Origin of the sequence: Streptomyces sp. NBC_00569, from assembly GCF_036345255.1 — a bacterium.
In the GTDB taxonomy this organism is placed as follows: Bacteria; Actinomycetota; Actinomycetes; order Streptomycetales; family Streptomycetaceae; genus Streptomyces.
In genome coordinates this window covers 914,330-938,531 of sequence record NZ_CP107783.1, presented here as the reverse complement: position 1 = coordinate 938,531, position 24,202 = coordinate 914,330, and the positions used below count along the sequence as shown (strand labels likewise).

The 24,202-nt window shown below is 71.5% G+C and carries 24 protein-coding genes; 10 read left to right on the top strand and 14 right to left on the bottom strand.

Annotated features, from left to right (window positions below):
* Position 1 precedes the first annotated feature (1 nt).
* A complete protein-coding gene (locus OHO83_RS04410; RefSeq protein ID WP_330278712.1) occupies positions 2-1,294 on the bottom strand; it encodes an ABC transporter substrate-binding protein in 1,293 nt (430 codons plus the stop codon).
* Between the two features lie 257 nt (positions 1,295-1,551).
* On the opposite strand from OHO83_RS04410, the gene OHO83_RS04405 reads away from it, so the two are divergent.
* Positions 1,552-2,622, top strand: coding sequence for a LacI family DNA-binding transcriptional regulator (locus OHO83_RS04405; RefSeq protein ID WP_330278711.1), 1,071 nt, complete (start codon positions 1,552-1,554; stop codon positions 2,620-2,622).
* Positions 2,623-2,688: 66 nt separating this feature from the next.
* Here the strand turns inward: OHO83_RS04405 and OHO83_RS04400 are convergent, their stop codons facing one another.
* On the bottom strand, positions 2,689-3,069 hold the full coding sequence (locus OHO83_RS04400) for a luciferase domain-containing protein (protein ID WP_443066029.1): 381 nt from the start codon (positions 3,067-3,069) through the stop codon (positions 2,689-2,691).
* Positions 3,070-3,643: 574 nt separating this feature from the next.
* Between OHO83_RS04400 and OHO83_RS04395 the strand changes: the two genes are divergently transcribed.
* Positions 3,644-4,189, top strand: coding sequence for an HAD domain-containing protein (locus OHO83_RS04395; RefSeq protein ID WP_330278710.1), 546 nt, complete (start codon positions 3,644-3,646; stop codon positions 4,187-4,189).
* Between the two features lie 27 nt (positions 4,190-4,216).
* Here the strand turns inward: OHO83_RS04395 and OHO83_RS04390 are convergent, their stop codons facing one another.
* Positions 4,217-5,122: an aminoglycoside phosphotransferase family protein gene (locus OHO83_RS04390; protein WP_330278709.1), complete on the bottom strand. Its 906-nt coding sequence runs from the start codon at positions 5,120-5,122 to the stop codon at positions 4,217-4,219.
* Positions 5,123-5,200: 78 nt separating this feature from the next.
* Entirely contained in the window at positions 5,201-6,142 is a 942-nt protein-coding gene (locus tag OHO83_RS04385; RefSeq protein WP_266680220.1) for a helix-turn-helix domain-containing protein, read from the bottom strand.
* 110 nt (positions 6,143-6,252) lie between these two features.
* On the opposite strand from OHO83_RS04385, the gene OHO83_RS04380 reads away from it, so the two are divergent.
* Complete coding sequence (locus tag OHO83_RS04380) at positions 6,253-7,764, top strand: alpha/beta hydrolase family protein (RefSeq protein WP_266678705.1); 1,512 nt, start codon at positions 6,253-6,255, stop codon at positions 7,762-7,764.
* Here the strand turns inward: OHO83_RS04380 and OHO83_RS04375 are convergent.
* Positions 7,761-8,195, bottom strand: a complete 435-nt coding sequence (locus OHO83_RS04375; RefSeq protein WP_266680222.1) for a MarR family winged helix-turn-helix transcriptional regulator — start codon at positions 8,193-8,195, stop codon at positions 7,761-7,763. The two genes, OHO83_RS04380 and OHO83_RS04375, sit on opposite strands and share 4 nt — an antisense overlap.
* A gap of 54 nt (positions 8,196-8,249) precedes the next feature.
* Here OHO83_RS04375 and OHO83_RS04370 point away from each other — a divergent pair, with 54 nt between their 5' ends.
* Positions 8,250-8,855, top strand: coding sequence for a TIGR03086 family metal-binding protein (locus OHO83_RS04370; RefSeq protein WP_266678707.1), 606 nt, complete (start codon positions 8,250-8,252; stop codon positions 8,853-8,855).
* A gap of 78 nt (positions 8,856-8,933) precedes the next feature.
* Here OHO83_RS04370 and OHO83_RS04365 read toward each other — a convergent pair whose 3' ends face one another.
* Genes OHO83_RS04365 through OHO83_RS04345 form a run of 5 tightly spaced genes read right to left on the bottom strand, consistent with a single transcriptional unit; the run spans position 8,934 to position 14,203 of the window.
* Positions 8,934-9,590: an ABC transporter permease gene (locus OHO83_RS04365; protein ID WP_266678709.1), complete on the bottom strand. Its 657-nt coding sequence runs from the start codon at positions 9,588-9,590 to the stop codon at positions 8,934-8,936.
* Complete coding sequence (locus tag OHO83_RS04360) at positions 9,590-10,324, bottom strand: ABC transporter permease (RefSeq protein ID WP_266678711.1); 735 nt, start codon at positions 10,322-10,324, stop codon at positions 9,590-9,592. Before OHO83_RS04360 ends, OHO83_RS04365 begins: the two co-directional genes overlap by 1 nt.
* The gene (locus OHO83_RS04355) at positions 10,321-11,274 is read right to left on the bottom strand and encodes an ABC transporter ATP-binding protein (RefSeq protein WP_266678713.1); all 954 of its coding nucleotides are present in this window, start codon (positions 11,272-11,274) and stop codon (positions 10,321-10,323) included. The genes OHO83_RS04360 and OHO83_RS04355 overlap by 4 nt, the downstream gene beginning before the upstream one ends.
* Positions 11,275-11,291: 17 nt before the next feature.
* Complete coding sequence (locus tag OHO83_RS04350; RefSeq protein ID WP_266678715.1) at positions 11,292-12,188, bottom strand: ABC transporter substrate-binding protein; 897 nt, start codon at positions 12,186-12,188, stop codon at positions 11,292-11,294.
* A 2-nt stretch (positions 12,189-12,190) separates the two neighbouring features.
* Positions 12,191-14,203, bottom strand: coding sequence for a CocE/NonD family hydrolase (locus OHO83_RS04345; RefSeq protein WP_266678717.1), 2,013 nt, complete (start codon positions 14,201-14,203; stop codon positions 12,191-12,193).
* 178 nt (positions 14,204-14,381) lie between these two features.
* Between OHO83_RS04345 and OHO83_RS04340 the strand changes: the two genes are divergently transcribed.
* The 3 genes from OHO83_RS04340 to OHO83_RS04330 all read left to right on the top strand — a co-directional run bounded on the left by OHO83_RS04340 (position 14,382) and on the right by OHO83_RS04330 (position 17,151).
* A complete protein-coding gene (locus OHO83_RS04340) occupies positions 14,382-15,209 on the top strand; it encodes an N-formylglutamate amidohydrolase (RefSeq protein WP_330278708.1) in 828 nt (275 codons plus the stop codon).
* A gap of 157 nt (positions 15,210-15,366) precedes the next feature.
* Positions 15,367-16,350, top strand: coding sequence for an alpha/beta fold hydrolase (locus tag OHO83_RS04335; protein WP_266678721.1), 984 nt, complete (start codon positions 15,367-15,369; stop codon positions 16,348-16,350).
* Between the two features lie 138 nt (positions 16,351-16,488).
* On the top strand, positions 16,489-17,151 hold the full coding sequence (locus OHO83_RS04330; protein WP_330278707.1) for a dihydrofolate reductase family protein: 663 nt from the start codon (positions 16,489-16,491) through the stop codon (positions 17,149-17,151).
* 3 nt (positions 17,152-17,154) lie between these two features.
* Here the strand turns inward: OHO83_RS04330 and OHO83_RS04325 are convergent, their stop codons facing one another.
* Positions 17,155-18,225, bottom strand: coding sequence for a class I SAM-dependent methyltransferase (locus OHO83_RS04325; protein ID WP_266678725.1), 1,071 nt, complete (start codon positions 18,223-18,225; stop codon positions 17,155-17,157).
* Between the two features lie 251 nt (positions 18,226-18,476).
* On the opposite strand from OHO83_RS04325, the gene OHO83_RS04320 reads away from it, so the two are divergent.
* Positions 18,477-19,298 carry a VOC family protein gene (locus OHO83_RS04320; protein ID WP_266678727.1) on the top strand — a complete coding sequence of 274 codons (822 nt, stop codon included), beginning with the start codon at positions 18,477-18,479 and terminating at the stop codon, positions 19,296-19,298.
* A 9-nt stretch (positions 19,299-19,307) separates the two neighbouring features.
* Here the strand turns inward: OHO83_RS04320 and OHO83_RS04315 are convergent, their stop codons facing one another.
* Positions 19,308-20,075 (bottom strand): sulfite exporter TauE/SafE family protein, encoded by a 768-nt coding sequence (locus tag OHO83_RS04315; RefSeq protein ID WP_330278706.1) that lies wholly within the window; start codon positions 20,073-20,075, stop codon positions 19,308-19,310.
* A 160-nt stretch (positions 20,076-20,235) separates the two neighbouring features.
* Here OHO83_RS04315 and OHO83_RS04310 point away from each other — a divergent pair, with 160 nt between their 5' ends.
* The gene (locus tag OHO83_RS04310) at positions 20,236-20,967 is read left to right on the top strand and encodes a class I SAM-dependent methyltransferase (RefSeq protein ID WP_330278705.1); all 732 of its coding nucleotides are present in this window, start codon (positions 20,236-20,238) and stop codon (positions 20,965-20,967) included.
* A gap of 12 nt (positions 20,968-20,979) precedes the next feature.
* Here OHO83_RS04310 and OHO83_RS04305 read toward each other — a convergent pair whose 3' ends face one another.
* A complete protein-coding gene (locus OHO83_RS04305; RefSeq protein ID WP_330278704.1) occupies positions 20,980-21,786 on the bottom strand; it encodes an alpha/beta fold hydrolase in 807 nt (268 codons plus the stop codon).
* Between the two features lie 116 nt (positions 21,787-21,902).
* Positions 21,903-22,094, bottom strand: coding sequence for a hypothetical protein (locus OHO83_RS04300; RefSeq protein WP_116505152.1), 192 nt, complete (start codon positions 22,092-22,094; stop codon positions 21,903-21,905).
* Positions 22,095-22,533: 439 nt separating this feature from the next.
* Here OHO83_RS04300 and OHO83_RS04295 point away from each other — a divergent pair, with 439 nt between their 5' ends.
* A complete protein-coding gene (locus tag OHO83_RS04295; protein ID WP_266678736.1) occupies positions 22,534-24,195 on the top strand; it encodes an ABC-F family ATP-binding cassette domain-containing protein in 1,662 nt (553 codons plus the stop codon).
* The last annotated feature ends 7 nt before the right edge of the window (positions 24,196-24,202 follow it).

The following is a 24,202-nucleotide window of genomic DNA, read 5'->3' as shown; positions in this document are numbered from 1 at the left end:
CTCAGCCCTGCTGCTGGAGCAGCCGGTCGCAGGCCTTGACAGCGTTGTCAAGAGCGGTCTTGGGACTCTCCTTGCCCTGCAGGGCCTTGGCGACGGAGTTCCGCAGCTCGGTCTTCATCTGCTCGCTGAACAGGACCGGCGTGTAGTTGACCGCGGACTTCAGGGAGTCGGCCGCCGCGATCCGCACCCGCGTCTCGTCCGAGCCGTCCTGCTTCGTGAAGTACGGATCGTCCAGGGAGCCGGCGGTGCTCGGGAAGATGGCGACCTTCTTGGCGAACTCCATCTGGTGCTGCGCGTCGGTGACGTAGTGCGCGAAGGCCACGGCCGCGGGCTTCTGCTTGGAGCGCGAGTTCACCATCACGCCCATCACGTACATGTTCACCTTGCCGGTGCTGGTGATCTGGTCCGTGATCCCGATGTTCTTGTAGAGGCTCGGCGCCTCCTTCTTGAACTTCGACAGGTCGAGCGCGCTGCCCGGGTTCATCGCCACGGCCCCGGTCAGGAACTTCTTGCCGGTCGACTCGGGCGTCGCGGTCAGAGCCTGCGGGTCGAGCGCCTTCGCGTCGTACAACTCCTTGTACTTCGTGAGGAGTTCGACACCCTTGGCGTCGTTGAACGCGAAGCCGGTGCCCTCCTTGTTCATGAGTGGGGCGCCGTAGCGGCCGAAGTCCTCGATGGTGGGGACGTTGGCGAGCGTGGCCACCTTGCCCTTGCTCTTCTTGGCGAGGCGGAGCGCGTCGTCGAACAGCGCGTCGTACGTCTTCGGGGGCTTGGACGCGTCGAGCCCGGCCTTCTTGAACAGGCCCTTGTTGTAGAACAGCGGCCCGGTGTTGAGGTACCAGGGGAAGGCGTAGGTGCCGTCCATGCCCGGTATCTGGTGGCTCGCCCAGGCGCCCGGCAGGTACTCCTTCTTGTACTTCGGCGCCGCCTTGTCGAGGTCGAGCGCGAGACCGGCCTTGGCGAGCGGGGCCACGAGGTCGGGGGAGACGTTGACGACATCGGGCAGCGTGCCGCCGGCGGCGTCCGCGCTGATCTTGTCGGCGTAGCCCTCGCCGGGCTGGTCGATCCACTTCACATGGGTGCCGGGGTACTTCTTCTCGAAGTCCTTGACCAGGCCGTCAAAGTACGGCTTGAAGTTGGCCCTGAGATTCCACGTCTGGAACGTGATGCTGCCTTGGATCTTGCCCGAGGCGTCCGTCGAGCCGCTGTCGTCACCCCCGGAGCCGCACGCGCTCAGCGGCAGGACGACAGCGATGGCGGCGGCAGCGGCTAGTGCTCTGCGAGAGATGGGCACGGTGACACGGCTCCTTTGCGGCGGCGTCGAATGTTGCCGTGCAGACCCTGCATTGCGATCACGGAAAAAGTCAATGCATTCTCGGAAACTGCTGGGAGTCACATCAAATAGTCCCTGGTCAGAGCAGTGGAGTAGACCTTTTGCGATGCGAGACTAATGCGCTTTAGGGCCTTAAGCTCAAGCGCATTAGTGCGCAGGTAGCATGCGCTACGCTGGTCCGCGGAACCCACCGGGGCTCCACGGGGAAAGGGGCAGCTGTGCCAGCCAAGCGGTCTCCCGCGCGCCGACCGACCATGAAGGACATCGCGCTCAGGGCGGGTGTGTCGGAGAGCGCCGTGTCGTTCGCACTCAACGACCGGCCAGGGGTCTCCGAGGTCACCCGTGACCGGGTGCGGCGGGTTGCCGAACAGCTCGGCTGGCGGCCCAGTACGGCGGCCCGTGCCCTGTCCGGCGAAGGCGCGGCCACGGTCGGACTCGTCGTGGCCCGCCCCGCGGACACGCTGGGCGTGGACTCGTTCTTCCTCCAGCTCATCTCGGGCATCCAGGAGGTCCTGGCGGAACGCCACCTCGGCCTGCTGTTCCAGGTGGTGGAGGACGTCGAGGCGGAGTGCGCCGTCTACCGGCGCTGGTGGGCCGAACACCGGGTGGACGGCGTGCTCGTCGTCGACCCCCGCACCGCCGACCCGCGCCCCGCCCTCCTCGACGAACTCGGGCTGCCCGCCGTGGTGATTGGCGGAGTGCCCGACGCGGAGCACCCCGGCATGTCCACGGTGTGGGCGGACGACGCCGGCGCGATGGCGTCGGTCGTCGACGAGCTGTACGCGCTCGGGCACCGCCGCATCGTCCACATCGCCGGCCTGCCGGGCCTCGCGCACACCGAGCGGCGCATCCGCACCCTGCGCGCCGAGGCCGAGCGGCGCGGACTGACCGAGGTGCGCTCCGTGACCACGGACTACTCGGACGCCGAGGGCGCCGCGGTCACCCGCCGCGTGATGGAGGGCGACACACCCCCGACCGCGCTGGTCTACGACAACGATGTGATGGCCGTCGCCGGAGTCGCCGCCGCCGGTGAGCTGGGCTTCTCGGTTCCCGGCGACGTCTCGGTGGTGGCCTGGGAGGACTCCCCGCTGTGCCGCATGGTCAAGCCCTGGCTGTCGGCACTCTCCCGCGACACGGTCCAGTTCGGCCGGACCGCGGCCCAGGAACTGACGGCACTCCTGGACGGCGGCCCCTCGCGGACGGTGCAGGTGCCGCTGCCGGGACTGATCGAACGCGACAGCACGGGGGCGGCGCGGGGCGCCGAGATAGGGGCGGGCGGCGGCAACTGACGTGCGGCTGAGGCCGGTTGCCGGGTCCCCGTCGCGGACTCCCGCTCACGCGCCCCGGCGCTCCCGTCAGTGTCCGTGCGGCAGCATCCGGCCGACGGCCTTCCACGCGTCGTGAACGCGGCCGTGATGAACGGACGTTGCCACCGGCCCGGCCGCCCGCGGCGAAGGCGCCGCCCGCGGCTCCCAGTCGCACGGCGGAGCCGTACGGGCGGTGTGAGGCCCGCCGTACTCCTCCTCGGGCCCCCTGACCGCGTCGTGTTCCTTGAGCGCCACGCTGATGAGTGTCAGCAGGAGCGCCACGTCGTCGTCGCAGTCGAGCAGCACGGTGATCCATGAGGCACCGGGGCGCACCCGGATCGCGGTGCTGTCGCGCAGCTGGGGAAGGAGGCGTTCGACCGCCGTCCGGGTGAGGTACAGATCTGCTGCATCGTTGGCATGGAAATGCACGATGTCGCACCCTGCTGTCCCGAAGGAGCGCCCTACGGCGCACCGGGGAGAGCCACTTACCAGGTTCGGCCACGACTCCAGCTGGGTCATGGCGCGATGGGCCGCGGTCATGTGGACATGGTTGCGCACTCTTCACCCGGTCAACCAGCCCTATTCACCGCCTGCTTGGTCAATCGGCGGTTTCGGGAACCTCACAAGGGGCGGAAGGGGACGGCGTGACCGGCGCCGGGGCACGCGAGCGGGGCCGTCACCGAAGCCCCGCGCCCCGGGGCCGAGCCACGGCCGGATCGGGTCCCGGCGCTCCCGATCGCCGGAGTCGCGCAGAGCCTGGGCGCAGACGGGCCCCATATGCACCCAGTGACGGATGTCCGGCACACTGCAGGTGACCGTGACCGTGACCGTGACCGTGACCGTGACCGTGACCGTGACCGTGACCGTGACCGTGACCGTGACCGCGTTCGCCAGGCGCCCGCCGGTTCGTGGCCGACCGCACGACCCGTGTCTCCCGTCATGCCCGCCATGCCGTGGCGCGGGCGCGGGTGGGGGCCTGGCCCCCAGTCGATACTGTGCCGAAGTGACCGGATACGCGCACCTTCCGCTGCTCTTCCTCGACGTCGACGGGCCGCTGATTCCGTTCGGCGGCCCGCCGGACTGCTACCCGACGTATCCGCTGCACCGGCCGGGCTGCCCCGACCCGCTCGGCGCGGACCTGAACCCCCTGCTGGCCAGGATCAACCCCGCGTACGGGCCCCGGCTCGCGGCGCTCCCGTGCGAGCTCGTCTGGGCGACGACCTGGATGGACGAAGCGAACGACTGCGTCGCCCCGCTGCTCGGACTGCCGCCGTTGCCGGTCGTGGACTGGCCGGATCCGCCGGTGCGGGACGCGCGCGACGAGTGGCACGGCGTCCGTGGGCTCCACTGGAAGACCCGCGCCCTGGTCTGCCAGGCACAAGGCCGTCGCTTCGCCTGGGTCGACGACGAGATCACCGACATCGACCGTTCCTGGGTCTTCGAACATTATCCGGAACGCGCCCTGCTGCATCGCGTGGACCCTCGACAGGGTCTCACCGAAGCGGACTTCGCCGTCCTGGAAGAGTGGTTGCGCGCCGCCGCGGACTGATCCGGGGCGGTGCGGCAGGACGGATCGTCAGACCGCCGCCGGTGCCGTGCCGTCCGCGAGGAGTTCCGCGATCACATGGCGGGCGATGGAGGCCATCACCGGGTTGGTCTCCCGGTAGTGCCGGAGCTCCAGGAGGGCGACCGACAGGGCCCAGCCGCGACCCCGGGCCCAGGCGTCGTCGTCCGCGCCCGAACCGCTGCGGAAGACCTCGCGCGCACCGGCGGGCAGCAGGTACCACGCCGCGATCAGGTCGACCGCCGGGTCGCCCAGACCCAGGCATCCGAAGTCGATGACGGCGCTGAGCCGCCCGTCCGCGACGAGCACGTTCCCGGGCTGCAGGTCCGCGTGGATCCACACGGCGGGCCCGGCCCACCCGCGGGCTCCCAGGGCCGACTCCCAGACGGCCCTCGCCCCGTCCCCGTCCAGCTCCGCCCGCAGCTCGTTGATCGCCGAACGCGTCACCTCGTCCCGCTCCGCCAGCGGCTCGCTGCGGTAGGAGGCGGGGCCATCGGTGGGATCGACCCCCTGGAGCACGGTGACGAACTCCCCCAAGTCCTCTGCCAGCAGGGCTGGTTCCGAGGTGTGGCCCGGGGCGGGGTTGGCGCCGTCGAGCCAGCGGTAGACGGACCACGGCCATGGGTAGCCCTCGCCGGGAGTTCCCTTGCCCAGTGGCATGGGGACGGCCACGGGGAGCGCTGCGGCGAGCACGGGCAGCCAGCGGTGTTCCTTGTCCACGTCCTGCGCGGAGCCCGCAAGGCGCGGGAGCCGTACGGCCATGTCCTCGCCGAGGCGGTACATGGCGTTGGACGTACCGGCCGAGACGACCTCGGTGAGCGGCAGACCGGCCCACTGCGGGAACTGCGCGTCGATGAGCCGGCGCACCAACGGGGCGTCGATGTCCGTCTCTTCGGGCCGCAACTTACGAGCACACATGGGAGCCTTCCGCGTCGAGCCGCACAGTGCGTCTGCCGTTGCGCAAAGATACGGACACCGAGGCCGCCGGCCCAGCGATTAACCGGCGGCGGCTGCCCGTCGGCCCCCCGCGGCCCGACGTCCGACCTGGGCGTCGAGCGCGGCGCAGAGCCAGTCGTGGGCGGCCCCCGGCGTCGGCCGCGAAGGACCGGTCAGCTCGGCGACGAGCTGCCAGTAGTGGTCGATCCGCGGATCCGCCGCCAGCACCCCACTGAGCGCACGGCGGAACGCGGGGGTGTCACGTACGCCCCGTGAGGCGGCGTAGGCGGAGACGAAGCAGTCCAGGGCCTCTCCCTCCCGGGGTGACCGCCGGTCGCACAGGTGTGGCGACGCCAGTGCGTAGGCCTCGCTGAGCCCCTCGTAGAGCACCCCGGGGCGGAACCCGCCTTCCGTACGATGGGCCGCCGGCTGGCCGCGGTCGCCGCCCTCGCAGGAACGCGAGGTGAAGGCGTGCAGCCGGGCGAAGGTCAGGACGTGGGCCGGAGTCGGGTCCGGCGGAGGCTGCGGCACGGCCTGGTCGAGGACGGTGGAGACGACCCGCGCGGGCATGCGGGGCGGCAGCCACCGGCGCCAGAAGCGGGCCGGTGCGGCCGTGCTGGGCGGGGCGGACATCGCGCCGACGAGCAGCAGCCGCTCGGCGCGCTCGGCGGGCGTGCAGTCCTGGAGGAGCTGAAGCGCGGCCTCCCGCCAGCGCAGCGCGGCCAGTTGAGAGCCGATGCCCCGCAACTGCCCCGCGACGACGTCCTCAAGAGCGCCGTTCAGTCCGCCCTCCTCTCCCAGGACGCGGCGCACGTCCGGCACCGGCAGGCCGAGGGCGCGCAGGGAGCGGATGACGCGGAGCCGGTCGAGCGCCTCGGGCCCGTACCGGCGATGGCCGCCCGTACTGCGGGGGCCTTCGGGCAGCAGACCGCGGTCCGAGTAGAAGCGGACCGTCTTGACGGTGACGCCCGCGCGCTCGGCGAGCTCACCGATGGACCACATGCTGTCGGCGGGCACGGCTTGAACCTCCCTCAGGGGGAGTTCCTACGGTACCGGCGAGCGCGGACGGCCGCTGTGGCCGTCCGCGGACCACGGCGCGGGAGGAGACGGCCATGACGGCATTCATTCTGGTGGCGGGGGCCCACACCGGCGGCTGGGTATGGCGGCAAGTGGCCGCCGGGCTGCGGGACTCGGGGGCGCGGGCGTACGAAGTGACGCTGACCGGCATGGAGGACGGCGGTGGTGCGGCGGTGCCGGGCGCGGACCTGGAGGCGCACATCGAGGAGCTGGTCCGGCTGATCGACCGGGTCGAGGGGCAGGACGTGGTCCTCGTCGGCCACTGCTACGGCATCCACCCGGTGCGCGGTGCCGCGGACCGGCGCCCCGGGCGGATCTCCAGGATCGTCCACGTAGATGTCGGCATCCCCGAGGACGGCGACCCGGCTCTCGAGCTGGTGCCCGACCAGACGGTCCGCGAGCGCGTGCGGAGCCTGGCCCAGGAGAACAGCGCCGGGACGCTGCCCGCGCCGACGGGGGAGGAGTGGCAGCGCTGGGGCAGCGTCGCCGGCCTCCCGGGCGAGGCCCTGGCGCGGCTGACCGAGCTGGCCGCTCCTCAGCCCCTGCCCACGCTCACGCAGCCGCTGCGGCTGTCCGGCGCGGCCGCCGGACTGCCGACGACCGGCGTCCTGTGCACGGCCAACGGGTCGAGCATCGCCGTGGTCGAGGCGATGGCGGCCTTGGGTGATCCCGCGTCCCGGGCGCTCGCCGAGCTGGGCGTCACCCTCTTCGAACTCGACACCGGGCACTGGCCGATGCTCTCCGCTCCGCGTGAGCTCGTGGACGTCCTGCTCAGGGCCGCCGCGGGGAAGGGGCACCGGGTGGCCACCGTGCGCGAGCGGCCCGCGCATCTCCGGCCGTTCCTCATGGACGTCGAGGAGCGGCCCCGGGAGCGGACCGGTCGCGTCGACCTGCATCTGCCCGACGCCGACGGTCCCCGGCCGGCCGTGGTGTTCGTCCACGGCGGACCGGTGCCGGCCGGTACCCGTCCGACACCGCGCGACTGGCCCGCCTTCGTGGGCTATGCGCAGTACGTGGCGAACCTGGGAGCCGTCGGCGTGACCGTGGACCACCGGCTCCACGAGCTGACCGCGTACGGGCGGGCCGCCGAGGACATCGCCGGGGCGATCGAGCTCGTACGGGCCGATCCACGGGTGGACGGAGGGCGAGTCGCGTTGTGGTTCGTCTCCGCCGGCGGGCTTCTCGCGGCCGACTGGCTCGCGGCGCCGCCGTCCTGGCTGCGGTGTGTGGCGGCCTCGTACCCGATTCTCGCGCCGCTGCCGGGCTGGGGGCTCGCCGACACCCGGTTCCGCCCGGCGACGGCGGTGCGCGGTGCGGGGCGGCTGCCGATCGTGCTGACGCGCGTGGGGCTCGAACGCCCCGAAATCGCGGTGACGGTCGAGGAGTTCGTATCCGCGGCCGAGGACTGCGGCGCCGCCCTCGAGGTGATCGACGTGCCGCTCGGACACCACGGATTCGAGACGATCGACCCCACCGACGCGTCACGTGACGCGGTGGACCGGGCGGTGCGCTCGGTTCTCGGACACCTGGGGGCTGATGCCGACTAGGGCGCGTCCGCATCCGGGGTGAGGGTGTGGACCGCGTCGAGGAAGACCCGGCGGTCGGCCGCGGGGAGCCGGGCCAGGAGGCGGTCCTCGTGCGCGTGGATGTCGGTCTGCGCGGACCGGCGCACGCGCCGCCCGTCGTCGGTGATGGAGAGGAGCCGGACCCGGCGGTCGTGCGGGTCCGGGGTGCGGGAGATCAGACCGGACTCCTGCAGCGTGTCCAGCGTGGAGATGATCCGGGTCTTGTCGGCGCCGATCGCCGTCGCGAGCGCGGCCTGGGTGCGGACGGGGCCGTCGTCCAGGGCGCTGAGGACGACGTATCCCCACATCGAGATCCCGTGCGACGCGAGCACCGGCAGCTCGGCGGCGATGAGGGACCGCATCAGGGGCTGCAGCATCGCGGCGAGGTCGCGGCGTCCGCCGTTCTTGGCCATCACGCGCCGATGATAGACGTTGACATGTGATAGGCGCAGGCTGATGATAAGCACATGCCTACGAATAAGGATCTGGTCGCGCTCGACGCGGAAGCGGTGCGTGCGAGCGTCGACGTGGTGGCGCGGGCGACGGCAGGGGACCTGACCAGGCCGACGCCGTGCGCCGGGTGGACGCTGCGTGAGCTCCTCGGCCACATGACCGCGCAGCACCACGGATTCGCGGCGGCCTCGCGCGGCGAGGGGGACATCGCGGTGTGGCGGCCGCGCCCACTCGGCGACGACCCCGTCGGGACGTACCGCGAGGCCGCCCGGCACGTCCTTGAGGCCTTCGCCGCAGACGGGGTGACGGAGCGGGCGTTCCCCCTCCCGGAGATCCGCGACGGCGGACCGTTCCCGGGAGCACAGGCCGTCAGCTTCCACTTCATCGACTACGTCGTGCACTCCTGGGACGTGGCGCGGACGCTGGGGCACACGGTGACGTTCGACCCCGAACTCCTCGACGCGGCACTCGCCGTGGCGCGGGCGGTGCCCGGAGGGGAGGCGCGCCGCGGCCCGGGTGCGGCCTTCGCGCCGGCGGTCACGGCCGACCACGAATCCCGGCTGGACGAGATCGTCGCAGTCCTGGGCCGCTCGCCGACATGGCGGCCGGCCCCCGCCTAGTCCCTCCTCTCGGCGGACCGTCTCCGCCCCACACGGACGCGTTCACACCGCCTGTTCGGCCCGGCAGTGGTGCGTCGGTCACGCACTCCGTCCCGCGAGGACCCCGCGCGGGGTGAGCCGGTTGCGCAGCGCTCCGAACAGGGCGTCCGCGGCCAGCGCCAGTACCGCCACCCACAGAGCGGCGGCGATCACCCCCGACAGACCGTACGACACCTGGTTCAGGATGATGTCGCCGAGTCCGCCGCCGCCGGCGACCGCGGCCAGGGTCGCACTGGAGATGACGTACACCGCCGCGATCCTGATACCGGTGAAGAGCACCGGCAGGGCCAGGGGCAGTTCGATGCGGGTGAGGATCTGCCACTCGGTCAGGCCCATGCCGCGTCCCGCGCGCACCAGGTCCGGGTCCACCTGCTCCACCGAGAGATACGCGTGGGTGAGCACCGGTGGGACCGCCATCACCACCAGTGCCGTCAGCACATTGACGAATCCGATGCCGAGCAGCCCGAGGAAGATCGCGATGAGCGCCAGCGACGGCAGCGCACGGCCGATGTTGGAGATGCTGACGGTGAGGAAGGAACCCTTTCCACGGTGGCCGAGCCACACGCCGAGCGGGAGGGCGAGGACGAGGGCCACCGCGACGGCGGCGGCCGACAGCTTCAGATGGTCCACCGTGCGGTCGGCCAGGAGCCCGAAGTGGTCGGCCATGAACGAGAAACTGGCGAAGAAGGTGTGCATCAGACGGTCCTCCGCGTCCGGGCCCACGGCGTGAGCAGCCGTCCCACCAGCACGATCAGTCCGTCCGCCGCCAGCGCGAGCGCGACGGCCAGCAGCCCGGCCCCGATGAACTGGGTGTTGAACGGCGACTGAAGGCCCTGGATGATCGGCGAGCCGAGCCCCTGGTCGATGATGAACGCGGCGACCTCCACCACGCTGATCGTGGTCACCGTCGCCACGCGCAGCCCGCTGATCACCGCGGGCAGAGCCAGCGGGAGTTCGATGCGCCAGAGGACCTCGCGCCGCGTGAGCCCCATGCCCTCGCCCGCCCGGCGCACCTCCTCCGGCACTTCGCCGAGGCCCGTCAGCGACGACTTGAACAGCACCATCAGCGTGTACGACACCAGCGCGATCTCCGCGGTGAGCACGGACAGGCCGAACACCGGGACGAGCAGCGTGAACAGGGCCATCGGCGGGATCGTGTAGAGGAACGAGGTCAGACCGCCGAGCGGCTTCACCAGACGGCGCCGGAAGTGCGCGAGCAGCGCCAGCGGAAACGCGATGAGGAAGCCGACACCGACCGCGATCACCGTGAGCCGCACATGCTGGACGAGCGCCGGCCCGAACATGCTGGAGAAGTTGGCGGTGAACCAGTCGACGCAGAACAGGCCGTTGTCGCGCACGCAGGAACTGACCGTGCCGAAGTCGGGGATGACCGGCTGCGGGCCGGCCGCCGCGAGCAGGGTGGAACTCACGCCGCCTCCCTGATGAGGTCCACGGTCACGCTGCCGACGGTCTTCCCCGACTCGTCCGCGACCGGCAGCCGCTCGGCGCCTCCCGCGAGCAGCGCCGACAGCGCGGTCCGCAGGGTGTCGCCGGTGCGGAGCGACGCCTCGTCGTCGCCGGTCGCCGGGTCGAGCTTCAGCTCGCCGAGGCTGCGCAGCGTCAGTGCCTTGAGACCGCGGTCCGTGCCGACGAAACGCGCCACGTAGTCGTCGGCGGGCTCGCGCAGGATGCGTTCGGGGGAGTCGTACTGGAGGAGCCTTCCGCCCTTGGCGAGGATCGCCACGCGGTCGCCCATGCGGACGGCCTCGTCGATGTCGTGGCTCACGAACAGCGTGGTCTTGCGGACCTGTTCGTGCAGCCGCAGGAACTCGTCCTGCATGTGCTCGCGCGTCACCGGGTCCAGCGCGCCGAACGGCTCGTCCATCAGCATGATCGGCGGGTCCGCCGCCAACGCCCGTGCGATGCCGACGCGTTGGCGCTGCCCGCCGGACAGCTGGGCGGGATGGCGGTCCGCGTACTCCTTGTGGGGAAGGCCGACCAGTTCGAGCAGTTCGCGGACGCGGTCGGCGGTCCGTGAGCGTTTCCAGCCGAGCACCTGCGGGACCGTCGCGATGTTCTCCTCGATCGTCATGTGCGGGAAGAGCCCCGCCTGTTGGATGACGTAGCCGATGGAGCGCCGCAGTTCGATGACGTCCTGATCGCGGATGCTGCGCCCGTCGATGCGGATGTCGCCGGACGTCAGCTCTGTGAGCCGGTTGACGAGGGTGAGTGCGGTCGTCTTGCCGCAGCCGGACGCCCCGAGCAGGACGCAGATCTCCCCGGCCGGGACGGTCAGGGACAGTGCGTCCACGGCGGGTTCGGCGGAGCCCGCGTAGGTCTTGGTGGCCGCGTCGAAGACGATGTCGGCAGCGCTCTGCATGATCGTGGGCTCCTCGGTCACTTCAGGTCGTTGGCGCGCAGGAATCGGTCGGCGACCTTCGCCGGGCTCAGTCGCATCATGGCGGCGGCCTCGTTCAGCGCCTGCATGGCCTTCTCGGTGAGCAGCGCGTTCACCGCGTCGAGCGGCTCGGTGAGCCGGCGGCCGTACCGCTCGACGAGCGAGCGCCGCACCACCGGCGACACGTTCTGGAAGCCGAAGATCGCCTGGTCGTCCTCCAGGACGGTGAAGTCGTAGCGCCGCAGCTGGGGGTCGGTGGTGAAGACGTCGGCGGCGTCCACGTCACCGTTCTTGAGCGCCGGGTACTGCAGGCCGATGTTGAGCGGCCTGACCTTCATGGCGGAGAGCCGGTACGCCTTGACGACGGCGTCGTAGCCGAGCGGGCCCGTGATGTTGTCGGGGTACTCGGCGTACGAGATCCGCCCCATCCGGCGCAGATCACCGACGGTCCGCAGCCCGTGCTTGCGGGCGTCGGAGGTGCGCACGGCGACCGCGTTGCGGTTCTGGAACGGGGTGGGTCTCAGCAGGGTGAGACCGCGCCCCTCCTCGAACCTCTTCGCCGCCTCGTACGTTCCGTGCGCCGTGACCGGCATCCGCTTCGGCATCGCGAACGTCTGGAGGATGACACCCGTGTACTCGGGATAGAGGTCGATCTGGTGGCTGCGCAGCGCTCGGTCGATGATGTCGGCGCTGCCGATGTTCGACTTGAGGACCACCTGGAAGCCACGGGCCGTGAGGATCTGCGCGTACAGCTCGCCCATCACCCACGACTCGGTGAACTGCTTCGAGCCGACGGTGATCACGGGGCCGGTGCCCGCGACGGAGCCGGCCGCCGTGCTCACCCCGGCGGCGGCCGCGACGGCGAGGGAGCCGGTGAGCAGGGTTCGGCGGCGCATGCTCACACTCCCCGGCGAGGTATCACGGCATCGGTGGTGCGGTGGTACACGCGGTCGTCCCCCTCGTGGGCGGTGATGGTGTTCGTGACGGTGAACGCCTCGGCGTCGGCGCTCATGTGACTGACCGTCACAACCTTCCAGCTCCAGTCACCGCGCCCGCCCTCCTCGGTGCGTTCGCACTCGACGAGCGCGGAGTGCGGATCGCCTTCGGTGAGCGTGAAGCGGTCGACGCTGTCGGTGCGCCGCCAGGCCCCGTCCGCGAGGTCGGTGAACTCGCCGTCGTCGACGCGGAGGGTGACGGCGGTCGTGCCGCTCACCGGATCGTGCTCGACGCGGCGCCCGGTGGCCCCGGGGGACTGGCGCAGCGGCGCGGGGAGATCCGGCAGAGGCTCCCCGTACGGGCGCAGCTTCGCGTCGTCGGCGCTCGCCGGGCGTACGGGCAGGCGCAGCGCGGCGGACGGCGCCGGGTGGAGGGTGACCGTGACGGGCCGCGGCGAGGGCCAGGCCAGGGGCCAGTACGCGGCCGAGACCGCGACGCGGATGCGGTGACCGGGCGCGAAGGAGTGCGCGGTCGCCACCAGCGGCACGGTCACGTCGTACGCGCGCCCCGCCTCGAGAGCCTGCGGCTCCTCGTGGCCGTCGCGATGGGTGAGGTTGAGCAGACCGCGCGTGACGAGCCGTGAACTGCCGTCGGGTGCGACGTCGTTGAGGCGCACGGCGAGCTGCGCGTCCGGGCGGTCGGCGCTGACCCGAAGGGTCACGGTCGGCACGCCCAGGATCTCGGCGCTCTCGTCGAGCGGCACGGTCGTGAAGGTGTGCGAGAGGCCGTCGTCACCGCCCTGTGGCCCGAACTGGCCTGCCGCGTCGCCGAACTGGAGCCAGCTGCCACCCGCGGTGCCGATCATCCGGGTGCTGTCGAGGTGCACGGCACGCTCGCGCAGCGGATCGCTCCCGGCGGCCGTCCCCGCCGACTCGCCCCCCAGGGCGTACGAGCGCCGCTCGATCCGCGGCGACGGCCAGGTCTCCTCGGCGACCCAGCGCCCCGGCCGCACATCGCGGTCGCTGCCGGGCGGCGCCCACTCGGGCATCCACACCCGCAGCGCAGGGTCGTCCAAGGCGCCGCTGTCCCGCCCGCGCAAGAACTGGTCGAACCAGCGCACGACCTCGGCGTGGAAGTCGATGGCGGGACCGGGTTCGGCCTGGTGCGGATAGGTGTGGGCCCATGGTCCCACCAGCCCCCGCGCCGGCACTTGGAGCCCTTCGAGCAGACGCAGTACGGCCCCGCAGTACGGGTCGTACCAGCCGCCGACGGCAAGCACCGGAGCCTGGATCGCGCCGAAGTCCTCGCACACGGACCCGTGCTTCCAGTACGCGTCGCGCGCCTGGTGACGCAGCCACTCCTCCACGTACACGGGAGTGTCCGCCATCCGTCGCAGCCACTGCTCGCGCCAGCGGTCGCCGACGACGGCCGGATCGGCGGGGCGGGCGTTGTAGGCCAGCATGGTCGACGCCCACGGCAGCATCTCGGAGGCGATCAGCGAGCCGCCGGTGTAGTGGACGTCGTCCGCATACCGGTCGTCCGTCGAGCACACGGTGACGACGGCCTTGAGCGCGGCCGGGCGCAGCGCGGCGATCTGGAGGCCGTTGAAACCGCCCCAGGACTTGCCGATCATGCCGACGTTCCCGTCGCACCACGGCTGCCGCGCCAGCCAGTCGATCACCTCGACGCCGTCGGCCAGCTCCTGCCGCGCGTACTCGTCGAGCATCAGCCCGTCCGAGTCGCCGCTGCCGCGCAGGTCGACGCGGACGGCGGCGTAGCCGGCCTCGGCGAAGCGGGCGTGCAGGCTGTTGTCGCGGGCCGCGGTCGCGTCGTTCTTGCGGTACGGGATGTACTCGAGGACCGCGGGGGCAGGGCGGCTCCCCGCGGCGGGCAGCCACACGCGGGCGGCGAGCCGTGTGCCGTCCGCCAGGGGGATCCAGAGGTGGCGCAGCAGATTCGACGGTGCGTCGGGCAAGGTGAAGAACTCCTCGCGAACGAAGGTCACATGTGCAGGTCCGGGCGGGACGGCAGGGCGCCGCCCACCGCTACTCAACGGCCGTTCAGTAGCGGATGACTGGGCACCCTACCCGCGGCCCCCGGGCGCCGTAACCCCGCGTTTCACCAGATGGGATCGGGCGGGGGAGAGTGGGGGCATGGACACCACGGACAGTTCCGTACAGGACACCCGGCCGTCGTACAGGCTGATTCCGGGGAGTGCGGCATCGCCCGTGCTCCTTCACGTGCCGCACGGCTCGCGTGTCGTGCCGCCGCGCGTGCGGAAGGGCATCGTGCTCGACGACACTTCCCTGGAAAGGGAGTTGGACCTGATCACGGACGCTCGCACGCAGGACATCGCCGAACTCGCCGCCCGCGAGGCGGCGGTGACGCCCTGGCGATTCGTCAACGAACTGTCCCGCCTCGTCGTGGACCCCGAACGCTTTCCCGACGAACGAGAGGAAATGAGCGCGGTCGGCATGGGCGCGGTGTACACCCGCACCACGCACCGCCGACTCCTCAGGCCCGAGCCTCCCGCCGACGGGACCGAGCTCCTCGACACCTACTTCCACCCCTACGCCGCCGCGATGACGGACGCCGTCGAGGACCGGCTCGCAGCCGCCGGGCGCGCCGTGATCGTCGATGTGCACTCGTACCCCAGCCGGGCCCTGCCCTACGAGCTCCACGGCTCCGGTCCGCGCCCGCCCGTGTGCCTGGGCACCGACCCTTTCCACACGTCCGGCGCGTTGCTGGCGCAGGCACGCGCAGCCTTCGAGGGGCTCGGGGACATCGCCCTCGACACGCCGTTCGCCGGGACGTACGTGCCGTTGCGGCACTACGGCAAGGACCGACGGGTCAGCGCACTCATGATCGAACTCCGGCGGGACGTCTACCTGGACGAACCGGTGACGCCCGCGCCGGGCCTGTCGAAGGCGGCCGCCGCGCTGGCGGCACTGGTGGACATGATCGGCGGCGCGGGCGACTGAGCCGAACGCGTCGCAATGGACCGCCCCGGCCGAGCGGATTCTTTGCCGAAGCGGCAAGAGGGGTCGGTGCCGCGCGACGGCTCGTTGCATGATCGGCGTCAGGGCCGCCACCGCCGATTGCACTCGGTGGGGCCGCACGGTGTCCACAGGAGGTCGCATGTCGCAGCAAGCCGCGGAACCCGCACACCGACTCGTCGACGGACCCGCGGGCCGGATCCACTTCGTGGAGCAGGGCACCGGGCCGCTGGTCCTGCTCGTGCACGGGTTCCCGGAGACCTCGTACTCGTGGCGCCGTCAGCTGCCGGCGCTCGCGGCGGCCGGCTACCGGGCCGTCGCCCTGGACGTCCGCGGCTACGGCCGCTCCTCGAAGCCCGCGGACCCGGCCGCGTACGGAATGCTCGACCTGGTCGACGACAACGTCGCCCTCGTGCATGCCCTGGGCGAGCGGTCCGCGGTGCTCGTCGGGCACGACTGGGGCGCGGCCATCGCCGCCGACTCGGCGCTGCTCAGGCCGGACGTCTTCCGCGCGGTCGCGCTCCTGAGCGTCCCCTACACCCCGCCCGGCGGACCGCGGCCCAGCGACGTCTTCGCGGGCATGGGAGGGGACGAGGAGCTCTACGTCTCGTACTTCCAGGAGCCCGGAAGGGCGGAGGCGGAGATCGAGCCGGACGTGCGCGGCTGGCTCGCCGGCATCTTCGCCGCGCTGTCGGCCGACACGATGCCCGCGCCCGGCGCACCCGACCCGCACTTCGTCCCCCGGGGCGGAAGGATGCGCGACCGCTTCCCCGCCGGGCGGCTCCCCGCCTGGCTCGACGAGGCCGAACTCGACGTGTACGCGGAGGAGTTCGAACGTACGGGGCTGACCGGAGCGCTCAACCGCTACCGGAACATGGACCGGGACTGGGCGGACCTCGCGGCCCATGCAGGCGCCCCCGTCACCCAGCCGTCGCTGTTCATCGGCGGCACCCTGGACGCGTCCACCACATGGCTGTCCGACGCCATCACCGCCTACCCGACCACTCTGCCGGGCCTGCGCTCGTCGCACCTCCTCGACGGCTGCGGCCACTGGATCCAGCAGGAACGCGGCGACGACGTCAACCGCATCCTCCTCGACTGGCTGGCCGGGCTCCCGGACGCCTGAGGGGTCCCGTGCCAGGCGCGCGCTGCGGTGACGGGATTCCCGGAAGAAAATCGGGAGGGGCTGTCGATCCGCCCCTGCTCCGTTCGACGCAAGGGTGAGAGCGGGAACGGCCCGCTGCCTCACCACGAAGGAGACGTCATGCCGAAGCTTCGCGTACACAACGTCACTGTCTCGCTCGACGGGTTCGCCGCCGGTACCGACCAGCGCATGGACGCGCCCTTCGGCGACGGGATCGACGACGGCCTGCACGACTGGATGTTCGCCGCGATGAAGGACCACGCCGACGGCAGGCAGGGCGCCGACGTCGACTTCGTCGCGCGCAGCGAGGACAACATCGGCGCCACGATCATGGGCCGCAACATGTTCGGCCCCTACCGCGGACCGTGGGAGAACGAGGCGTGGACCGGCTGGTGGGGCGACAACCCGCCGTTCCACCACCCGGTGTTCGTGCACACGCACCACACGCGTCCGTCGGTGTCGATGAAGGGCGGAACGGACTTCCACTTCACCGATGAGCCCATCGAGACGGTCCTCGCCAGGGCCTGCGAGGCGGCGGACGGCAAGGACGTGCGCATCGGCGGGGGCCCGGCCACGATCCAGCAGTACCTGCGCGCCGGCCTCGTCGACGAACTGCACCTCGCCATCGCGCCGCTCCTCGTCGGCAGGGGCGAGCGCCTGCTCGACAACCTCGGGGACGGCGTCGACGGCTACGAGGTCGTGGAACTCGTCAGCTCCCCGGCGGTCACGCACGCACGTCTGGTCCGCCGCTCCCGGCGCGGCGAAAGACGTGGCAACCAGTGACGGTCACTTACGGGCCACGTAGTACACGTTGAGGATGTCGCCCTCGACCTGCTCCACGTCGACGTCGCCGAACCCGGCGTCGGCGAGCATCTGCAGCGCCCGCTGCCGCCCCCACACCGTGCCGAGCCCCGCGCCGCCCTCGCCCAGCGACACGGTCATGCAGTAGAAGACCGAGAACGTGTACAGGGTGGGGCCGAGGGGATGGTCGATGTTCTCCTCCAGATTGCTGGAGGCGGAGATGTCGCCCATGAGGAACACGCCGTCGTCGCGCAGCGCGGCGGCCACCGTGTCCAGGGTGCGCGCCGGGCGGGCCAGGTCGTGGATCACGTCGAACGCCGTGATGAGGTCGTACGTACCGTTCAGATCGGCGGTGTCGACCACGTCGAACCGGACGTTGTCGAGGCCGAGCCGCGCCGCCTCGGCGCGTGCGGCCGCGATGCCTGCCTCGGAGATGTCGATGCCGCGGAACCGGCTGGCGGGGAACGCCTGGGCCAGCAGATTCACCGCATGGCCCTGCCCGGTCCCGATGTCCAGCGCGTCGATCCCGGCGCGCAGCCGCTCCGGCAGGCCCGGCGCCAGCGGAACGATCGCGTCGACCAGGGCCACGTCGTAGACGCGCCCCGTCTCCTCGGCCTGGAGCTCCTGGAACCGCGGATACGAGGAGTAGGGGACGCCGCCGCCCTTGCGGAACGCGTCGAGGACCTCGTCCTCGACGATGCCGAGGAGCGAGAGGTCCTGAAGCAGCGAGGCCATGTTCTCCGGCCCCGCTGCGCGGGTGAGAGAGGCGGCGTGCTCGGGCGGGAGCCAGTACGTGCCGTCGGCCGGCCGGTATTCGACGACACCGGCGACGGTCAGGCCGCCGAGCCACTCCCGTACGTACCGCTCGTCGAGATCCGCGGCCTTGGCGATCTGCACGCTGGTCGACGGCGGAAGAGGTGCCATCGTGTCGAAGAGCCCCGTCCGATGGCCGAGACTGCACAGATAGCCGAGACACGCGTCATTGACCACCTGGACCATGCGCCCGGCGAATTCTTCTTTCCGCTCGGAATCGACTGCCTGCCCGGTGGTCGTCATCGTGGACTCCTTCCGGCGGGACCGCGGCTCCACCCTCCCCGAGACCACGACGCCGACGCGGCACCACCCACAGCGTGCCCGTTCGGCACCTTTTATCCTGATTCTACGCTGGGCGTTACGAGGCGCCCCCCGGCTTCATCGCCTCTCGCTCAGCGGCTGCCGGCCAGGTGCGTGTCGCCCCACTGGGCGATGGCCGCGCGAGGCCGTTCTTGCTGCAATGGGCGCAGGCCGTGATTCAGGGAGGGTGCACGATGACCGACAGACTGGCCACCGAGGGCGGCGACGAGGACGGCCCGCCGAGCGGCGCCGTGCTCGGGGCCCCTTGCTGGGTGAGCCTCGCGGCGCACGACCTGGCCGCCACCAGAGCGTTCTACGAGGCCGTGCTCGGCTGGGAATTCCGCCCGGGCCGCCTCGGCGACGGGTTCGCCGTCGCGATGTCGGACGGCAGACCTGTGGCGGGCATCGGCGCGATGGCGCCCACCCTCGGCGTGGCCACGGCCTGGCTGCCGTACTTCGGCGTCGGCGACCCGGACGAGACCGCGAGCCGGGTGCGCGAACGCGGCGGCACCGTCGGCGTGGGCCCGATCCCCTTCCCCCTGGGCCGCGCCGCACTGCTCGCCGACAACAGCGGCGCCGCCTTCGGGATCTGGGCCGGTGACCTCGTACGGAACTGGAGCGGGTGGCACCCGGAGGGGCAGGTCGGGCTCCGGCTCGTGACCAGGAACGCCTTCGACGCCGCCATGTTCTACGGCGAGGTCCTGGGCTGGACACGGCCCGGTGGCTGCGACGTCCGCTACGAGAACGAGGAGGTCGTCCTGGTCTGCGGCGGCCTGGCCATGGCCCGGATCACCTCCGGTGCCGTAGAGGCGGCCCCCGATCCCGACGTCCGGCCACACTGGGAGGTCCGGTTCACGGTGGACGATGTCGCCGAGTGCACCCGCGCGGTGCTCAAGCAGGACGGCACCGTGACGGGCGAGTGGGAGGACGAGGCCGGACACTGGGCCGGCGTGCGGGACGCCCAGGGCGCGCAGTTCACGGTGTTCGGACCCGGTGCGGGCACCTTGGCGGGGTGAGCGCCTCGGTCACCGGAGCAGCAGCTGGCCGACTGCGAACGTCCCCACCGTCACGACGAGCGCGCGCAGGACGCCGGGGCTGAGGCGCCGGCCTGCCTTGGCGCCGAGCTGACCACCGACTGCGGAACCGGCCGCGACGAGGAGTACGGCCGTCCAGTCGAAGTCGGCGACGAAGAGGAAGAAGAGGGCGGCGACGGCGTTGACGAGGGCGACCAGGACGTTCTTGACGGCGTTCAGGCGTTGCAGCGGCTCGTCCAGCAGCATGCCCATCAGCGCGGCGTAGAGGATTCCCTGCGCGGCGGAGAAGTACCCGCCGTAGACGCTGGCGAGCGTCAGGGAGGTGAACAGGAGCGGTCCCGCGTCGCCGCGCGGGCGGGCACCGGACCGCTCGCGCCGTCGCCGTACTCGGCCGCTGATCAGCGGCTGGAACGCGACCAGGACGACAGCGAGGCCGACGAGGACCGGCACGATCGTCTCGAACGCCGCGGCCGGCAGGGTGAGCAGCAGCGTGGCGCCCGCGAGTCCGCCGAGCACGGCACCGGCGCCCAGCCTCAGGATGCGCCGCCGCTGCCCGCCGAGTTCGGCGCGATAGCCGATGGCACCGCTGACGGACCCCGGGATCAGACCGAGCGCGTTCGACACCGTGGCGGTGACGGGCGGCAGACCGGTGGCGAGCAGAACGGGGAACGTGATCAGCGTCCCTGAGCCCACGGCGGTGTTGATGGCCCCGGCGCCCACTCCGGCGGCACAAACGGCGACCATCTCCCACACCGTCACCGCGACTCTCCTCTCACCGATTCGTCTCGCATGCGGCAGACGCTAGGCCGCGGACAGTTCGGCGCGTGTCGAAGTGTCCGCGACGGCCGAAGCCGGGAGTGCCGAACCCTCCCGTAGGGCCTCGCGAAACTAGGATCGCCGGACAGGGAAGGGGAGCCGGATGGACCGGAACATACGCAGTGTCGACGACGTACTCGCGCTCCTGGACGGGCTGTTCGCGCCGGAGGCCGACCGCTGGACCGGCGGCGCGGCCACCTGGTGGGACGGCTTCTACGCGGACCGCACCAGGCCCGTGCCGTTCTTCGCGGACAAGCCCGACGAGAACCTCGTGTCCTACCTCCGGCGCGGGCTGGTCACCCCGGGCCGCGCACTCGACCTCGGCTGCGGCCCCGGGCGCAACGCGATCCACCTCGCGTCGCAGGGTTTCGAGGTGGACGCGGTCGACCTGTCACCGGAGGCCGTCGCCTGGGCCGGGGAACGGGCGGAGGAAGCGGGCGCCGTCATCAGCTTCCACTGCGGCGACGCCTTCGCCCTGGCCGACGCCGAACTCCGTGGCCCGTACGACCTGATCCACGACTCGGGCTGCTTCCATCATCTGCCGCCGCACCGCCGGATCAGCTACCTCGACCTCCTCGACCGCACCCTCGCCCCCGGCGGCCACCTCGCCCTCACCTGCTTCGCGTCCGGCGCGATGGGCTCGGAGGTGGCCGACGCCGACCTCTACCGCGGATCCGGTCTGCACGGCGGACTCGCGTACACGCCGGAGTCCCTGCGCTGGATCTTCTCCGGCCTGACCGAGGTCGAACAGCGCAGCATGCGCGACGAGGCGCCGGAATCGCTGAGCTTCGGCGAACCCTTCCTCTGGACGGCCCTCTTCCGTCAAGACCCTTGATGCGCCAGGGAGTCAAAGAGTCAGGGAGTTGAGGAAGCGGACCAGCGCGGTGTTGAAGGCCTCGGGCTGTTCCATGTTCGGCAGGTGTCCCGCGTGGTCGACGACAGCCAGGGTCGCGTGCGGGACCAGGCGCTGGATGCCCCGGGCGTCATCGGGCGGGGTGTACACGTCGTCCGCGCCCACCACGACGAGGGTGGGAGCGGTCGTGGCCGCCAACGTCGCGCGGTAGTCGGCGCGTTCGGCACGCCCGCGCAGCGCCGCCGCGGCGCCCGCCGGGTCGGTGGTCCGCATCATCTCCGTGACATGTGCGGCGACTTGGGGCATCGCGGTGACGTTGTAGGCGGCCAGCATCTTGTCGATGACCTCATCCGCGTAACCGTCCATGCCCTCCGCGAGAAGCCGGTCGGCGAGGCGGTTGCGGAAGGCCTTGCCCTCGTCGGTCTCGGCCACCGGTGAGGTGTCGGCGAGCACCAGGGCACGCACGCGCCGCGGGTGGCTGCGCTGGAACTCCATGGTGATCTGGCCGCCCATGGACACACCGCCGACCACCGCGCGGTCGAGCTCCAGGTGGTCGAGGAGGGCGGCGATGTCGTCCGCGAAGGCGTGGAACGGGGTGGTACCCGCGGCCGTGTCGCTGTCTCCGTAACCGCGCAGGTCAGGGGCGATGAGACGGTATCCGGCGGCGCTGAGCGCGGCGGTCTGAAAGCCCCACATGGTGCGGTTGAAGGGGTGGCCGTGGATCAGGACGACGGGCATGCCGTCCGCCGGGCCCAGGTCGTCGAAGTGGATCGTGGCACCGTTCGAAGTGATGCGGCTCATGCGGGCACTCTAGGGCCGTGCTCATGACCGGCCGGAGGCGGGCGGGCAGCACTCACGGGCGCGGGGCTCCGTGACCCCGCGTCGCGGCGTGTGACGGTGTGTGCAGCCGGCCCGCGTCAGTTGTGACCGAACTTCCGCGGCTGCTTGTGCGAGTGGTGCTCCGAGATCCGGCGTGCGGGCTCCTCGGACGGGTCGGTCGCCTTCGTCGTCGGCTCAGGCGTCGCACGCTTCTCGGCGGTGGAGCTGCGGTCATGGCCGTGGCCGCCCGATCGGGCGCCGCGGTTCTGGCGGCTCTGTTTCTTACTCATGATCGTTCCTCCTGGCCGGAATGCGCCGGAGTGCCCGACGACAGGCCGGCCACTCCCAGACTTGCACGCTGCCGCAGAGGGTGCATGTCGGGCGGGAACGGGCTCGTGACCTGGGACTCTTGCCTTTCGATCACCCGGTCGTTAAGGTTTTCGGCGTCTCTGTTGTCTCCGATTGAGGTGGACGTTGCGCATCTGAGGATCGCGATCACCGCGCCGTACGGCCTTCGCCGCCGTACGCCCGTCACGTCGTAGCGGCCGTTCCGTGCCGCCCGTGACCTCGCGTGGATGCGACCTCGGTGCATGAGCCGTCCCCGATGATCTCTCGGACAGCCGCACCCTCCTTTCCGGGTTCTCGGATTTCCGCCCTCCCGGTTCGGTCGTCGCGTGGTGCTCGCATACGTAGCCCCCTCCCACCGCGCCTGCGAATGCGAGAAACACCATGGCGACACCCACCGCGCCCAGCGCCTCCCTGACCTGCTCCGCCCTGTCCTTCCAGTGGCAGGACGGCACCCCCGTCCTCGACGGGCTCTCCCTCGCCATCGGCCGGGGCCGCACCGGACTCGTCGGCACGAACGGCACCGGCAAGTCCACCCTGCTGCGCCTGCTCGCCGGTCAACTCGCCCCCTCCCAGGGGTCGGTGACCGTCGGCGGCAGCCTCGCCTACCTGCCGCAGAACATCACCCTCGACACGGCGCTGCGCGTCGACCAGGCCCTCGGTATCGCCGAGCGGCGCGCCGCGCTGCGCGCCATCGAGAACGGCGACGTGAGCGAGGAGCACTTCGACACGGTCGGCGACGACTGGGACGTCGAGGAGCGGGCCCTCGCGACACTCGGCTCGCTCGGCCTCGCGGACGTCGAACTCGACCGCACCGTAGGTCAGTTGTCCGGCGGAGAGACCACCCTCCTGCGCCTGGCCGCCCTGCTCCTGGAGCGCCCCGACGTCCTCCTGCTGGACGAGCCGACCAACAACCTGGACGTCTTCGCGCGCCGCAGACTCTACGAGGCCGTCGACTCCTGGCGCTCCGGCGTCCTCCTCGTGGTCAGTCACGACCGCGAACTCCTCGAACGGGTCGACCGCATCGCCGAACTGCGCTCCGGCTCCGTGAACTGGTACGGCGGCGGCTGGTCCGCCTACGAGGAGGCGCTCGCCACCCAGCAGGAGGCGGCCGGGCGGATGCTGCGGGCCGCCGAGGCCGACGTACGCCGGCAGAAACGCGAACTGGAGGAGACCCAGATCAAGGTGGCCCGCCGCGCCCGGCACAGCAAGAAGATGGACGCCCAGCGCAAGGCCCCGAGAATCGTCGCGGGGGAGAAGAAGAGGTCCGCGCAGGAGTCCGGCGACAAACTGCGCGGCCTGCACGAGGACCGGCTCAGCGACGCGCACGAGCGGCGCGAGGAGGCAGCGGAGGCCATCCGCAACGACGCCGAGATCCGCGTGAGCCTGCCCCACACCGCCGTACCCACGGGCCGTACCGTCCTCAGCATCGATGAACTGAGCCTCTCGCACGGCAAGTTGCGCGACGGCAGCCTCCACATCCACGGCCCCGAACGCATCGCGCTCGTGGGCCGCAACGGAGCCGGGAAGACCACGCTCCTGCGCACCCTCACCGGTGAGCTCGAACCGCTCTCCGGCCAGGCGAAGACGTTCGTGCCGCTACGGTTCCTGCCGCAGCGCCTCGACGTGCTCGACGAGGACCTGAGCGTCGCGGCGAACGTGGCCCGCATGGCCCCGGGCGTCACCGACAACCACATCCGCTCCCAGCTCGCGCGGTTCCTGTTCAAGGGTGCCCGCGCGGAACAGCCGGCCGGCACCCTCTCCGGCGGCGAACGCTTCCGCGCGGCACTCGCGGCGACGATGCTCGCCGCACCGGCTCCGCAGCTCCTGATGCTCGACGAGCCGACCAACAGCCTGGACATGGCCAGCGTGCGGCAGCTGACGAGCGCACTGGAGTCGTACGAGGGCGCCCTCCTGATCGCCAGCCACGACCTGCCCTTCCTCGAGTCGATCGGCATCACCCGCTGGCTGCTGCTCGGCGAGGACCTTCAGGAGACGACCGCGGAGGAGGTGCGCGACCTGCTGGAAGCGCCCGAGGCAGGGTGAAACGAGG

What these genes read in the sequence shown, in the direction of transcription:
- OHO83_RS04390 (WP_330278709.1), bottom strand. Translation starts at nt 5,122, where the DNA reads ATGTGTGCTCGTAAGTTGCGGCCCGAAGAGACGGACATCGACGCCCCG.
- OHO83_RS04385 (WP_266680220.1), bottom strand. Translation starts at nt 6,142, where the DNA reads ATGTGGTCCATCGGTGAGCTCGCCGAGCGCGCGGGCGTCACCGTCAAG.
- OHO83_RS04380 (WP_266678705.1), top strand. Translation starts at nt 6,253, where the DNA reads ATGACGGCATTCATTCTGGTGGCGGGGGCCCACACCGGCGGCTGGGTA.
- OHO83_RS04375 (WP_266680222.1), bottom strand. Translation starts at nt 8,195, where the DNA reads ATGGCCAAGAACGGCGGACGCCGCGACCTCGCCGCGATGCTGCAGCCC.
- OHO83_RS04370 (WP_266678707.1), top strand. Translation starts at nt 8,250, where the DNA reads ATGCCTACGAATAAGGATCTGGTCGCGCTCGACGCGGAAGCGGTGCGT.
- OHO83_RS04365 (WP_266678709.1), bottom strand. Translation starts at nt 9,590, where the DNA reads ATGCACACCTTCTTCGCCAGTTTCTCGTTCATGGCCGACCACTTCGGG.
- OHO83_RS04355 (WP_266678713.1), bottom strand. Translation starts at nt 11,274, where the DNA reads ATGCAGAGCGCTGCCGACATCGTCTTCGACGCGGCCACCAAGACCTAC.
- OHO83_RS04350 (WP_266678715.1), bottom strand. Translation starts at nt 12,188, where the DNA reads ATGCGCCGCCGAACCCTGCTCACCGGCTCCCTCGCCGTCGCGGCCGCC.
- OHO83_RS04340 (WP_330278708.1), top strand. Translation starts at nt 14,382, where the DNA reads ATGGACACCACGGACAGTTCCGTACAGGACACCCGGCCGTCGTACAGG.
- OHO83_RS04335 (WP_266678721.1), top strand. Translation starts at nt 15,367, where the DNA reads ATGTCGCAGCAAGCCGCGGAACCCGCACACCGACTCGTCGACGGACCC.
- OHO83_RS04330 (WP_330278707.1), top strand. Translation starts at nt 16,489, where the DNA reads ATGCCGAAGCTTCGCGTACACAACGTCACTGTCTCGCTCGACGGGTTC.
- OHO83_RS04325 (WP_266678725.1), bottom strand. Translation starts at nt 18,225, where the DNA reads ATGACGACCACCGGGCAGGCAGTCGATTCCGAGCGGAAAGAAGAATTC.
- OHO83_RS04320 (WP_266678727.1), top strand. Translation starts at nt 18,477, where the DNA reads ATGACCGACAGACTGGCCACCGAGGGCGGCGACGAGGACGGCCCGCCG.
- OHO83_RS04310 (WP_330278705.1), top strand. Translation starts at nt 20,236, where the DNA reads ATGGACCGGAACATACGCAGTGTCGACGACGTACTCGCGCTCCTGGAC.
- OHO83_RS04305 (WP_330278704.1), bottom strand. Translation starts at nt 21,786, where the DNA reads ATGAGCCGCATCACTTCGAACGGTGCCACGATCCACTTCGACGACCTG.
- OHO83_RS04300 (WP_116505152.1), bottom strand. Translation starts at nt 22,094, where the DNA reads ATGAGTAAGAAACAGAGCCGCCAGAACCGCGGCGCCCGATCGGGCGGC.
- OHO83_RS04295 (WP_266678736.1), top strand. Translation starts at nt 22,534, where the DNA reads ATGGCGACACCCACCGCGCCCAGCGCCTCCCTGACCTGCTCCGCCCTG.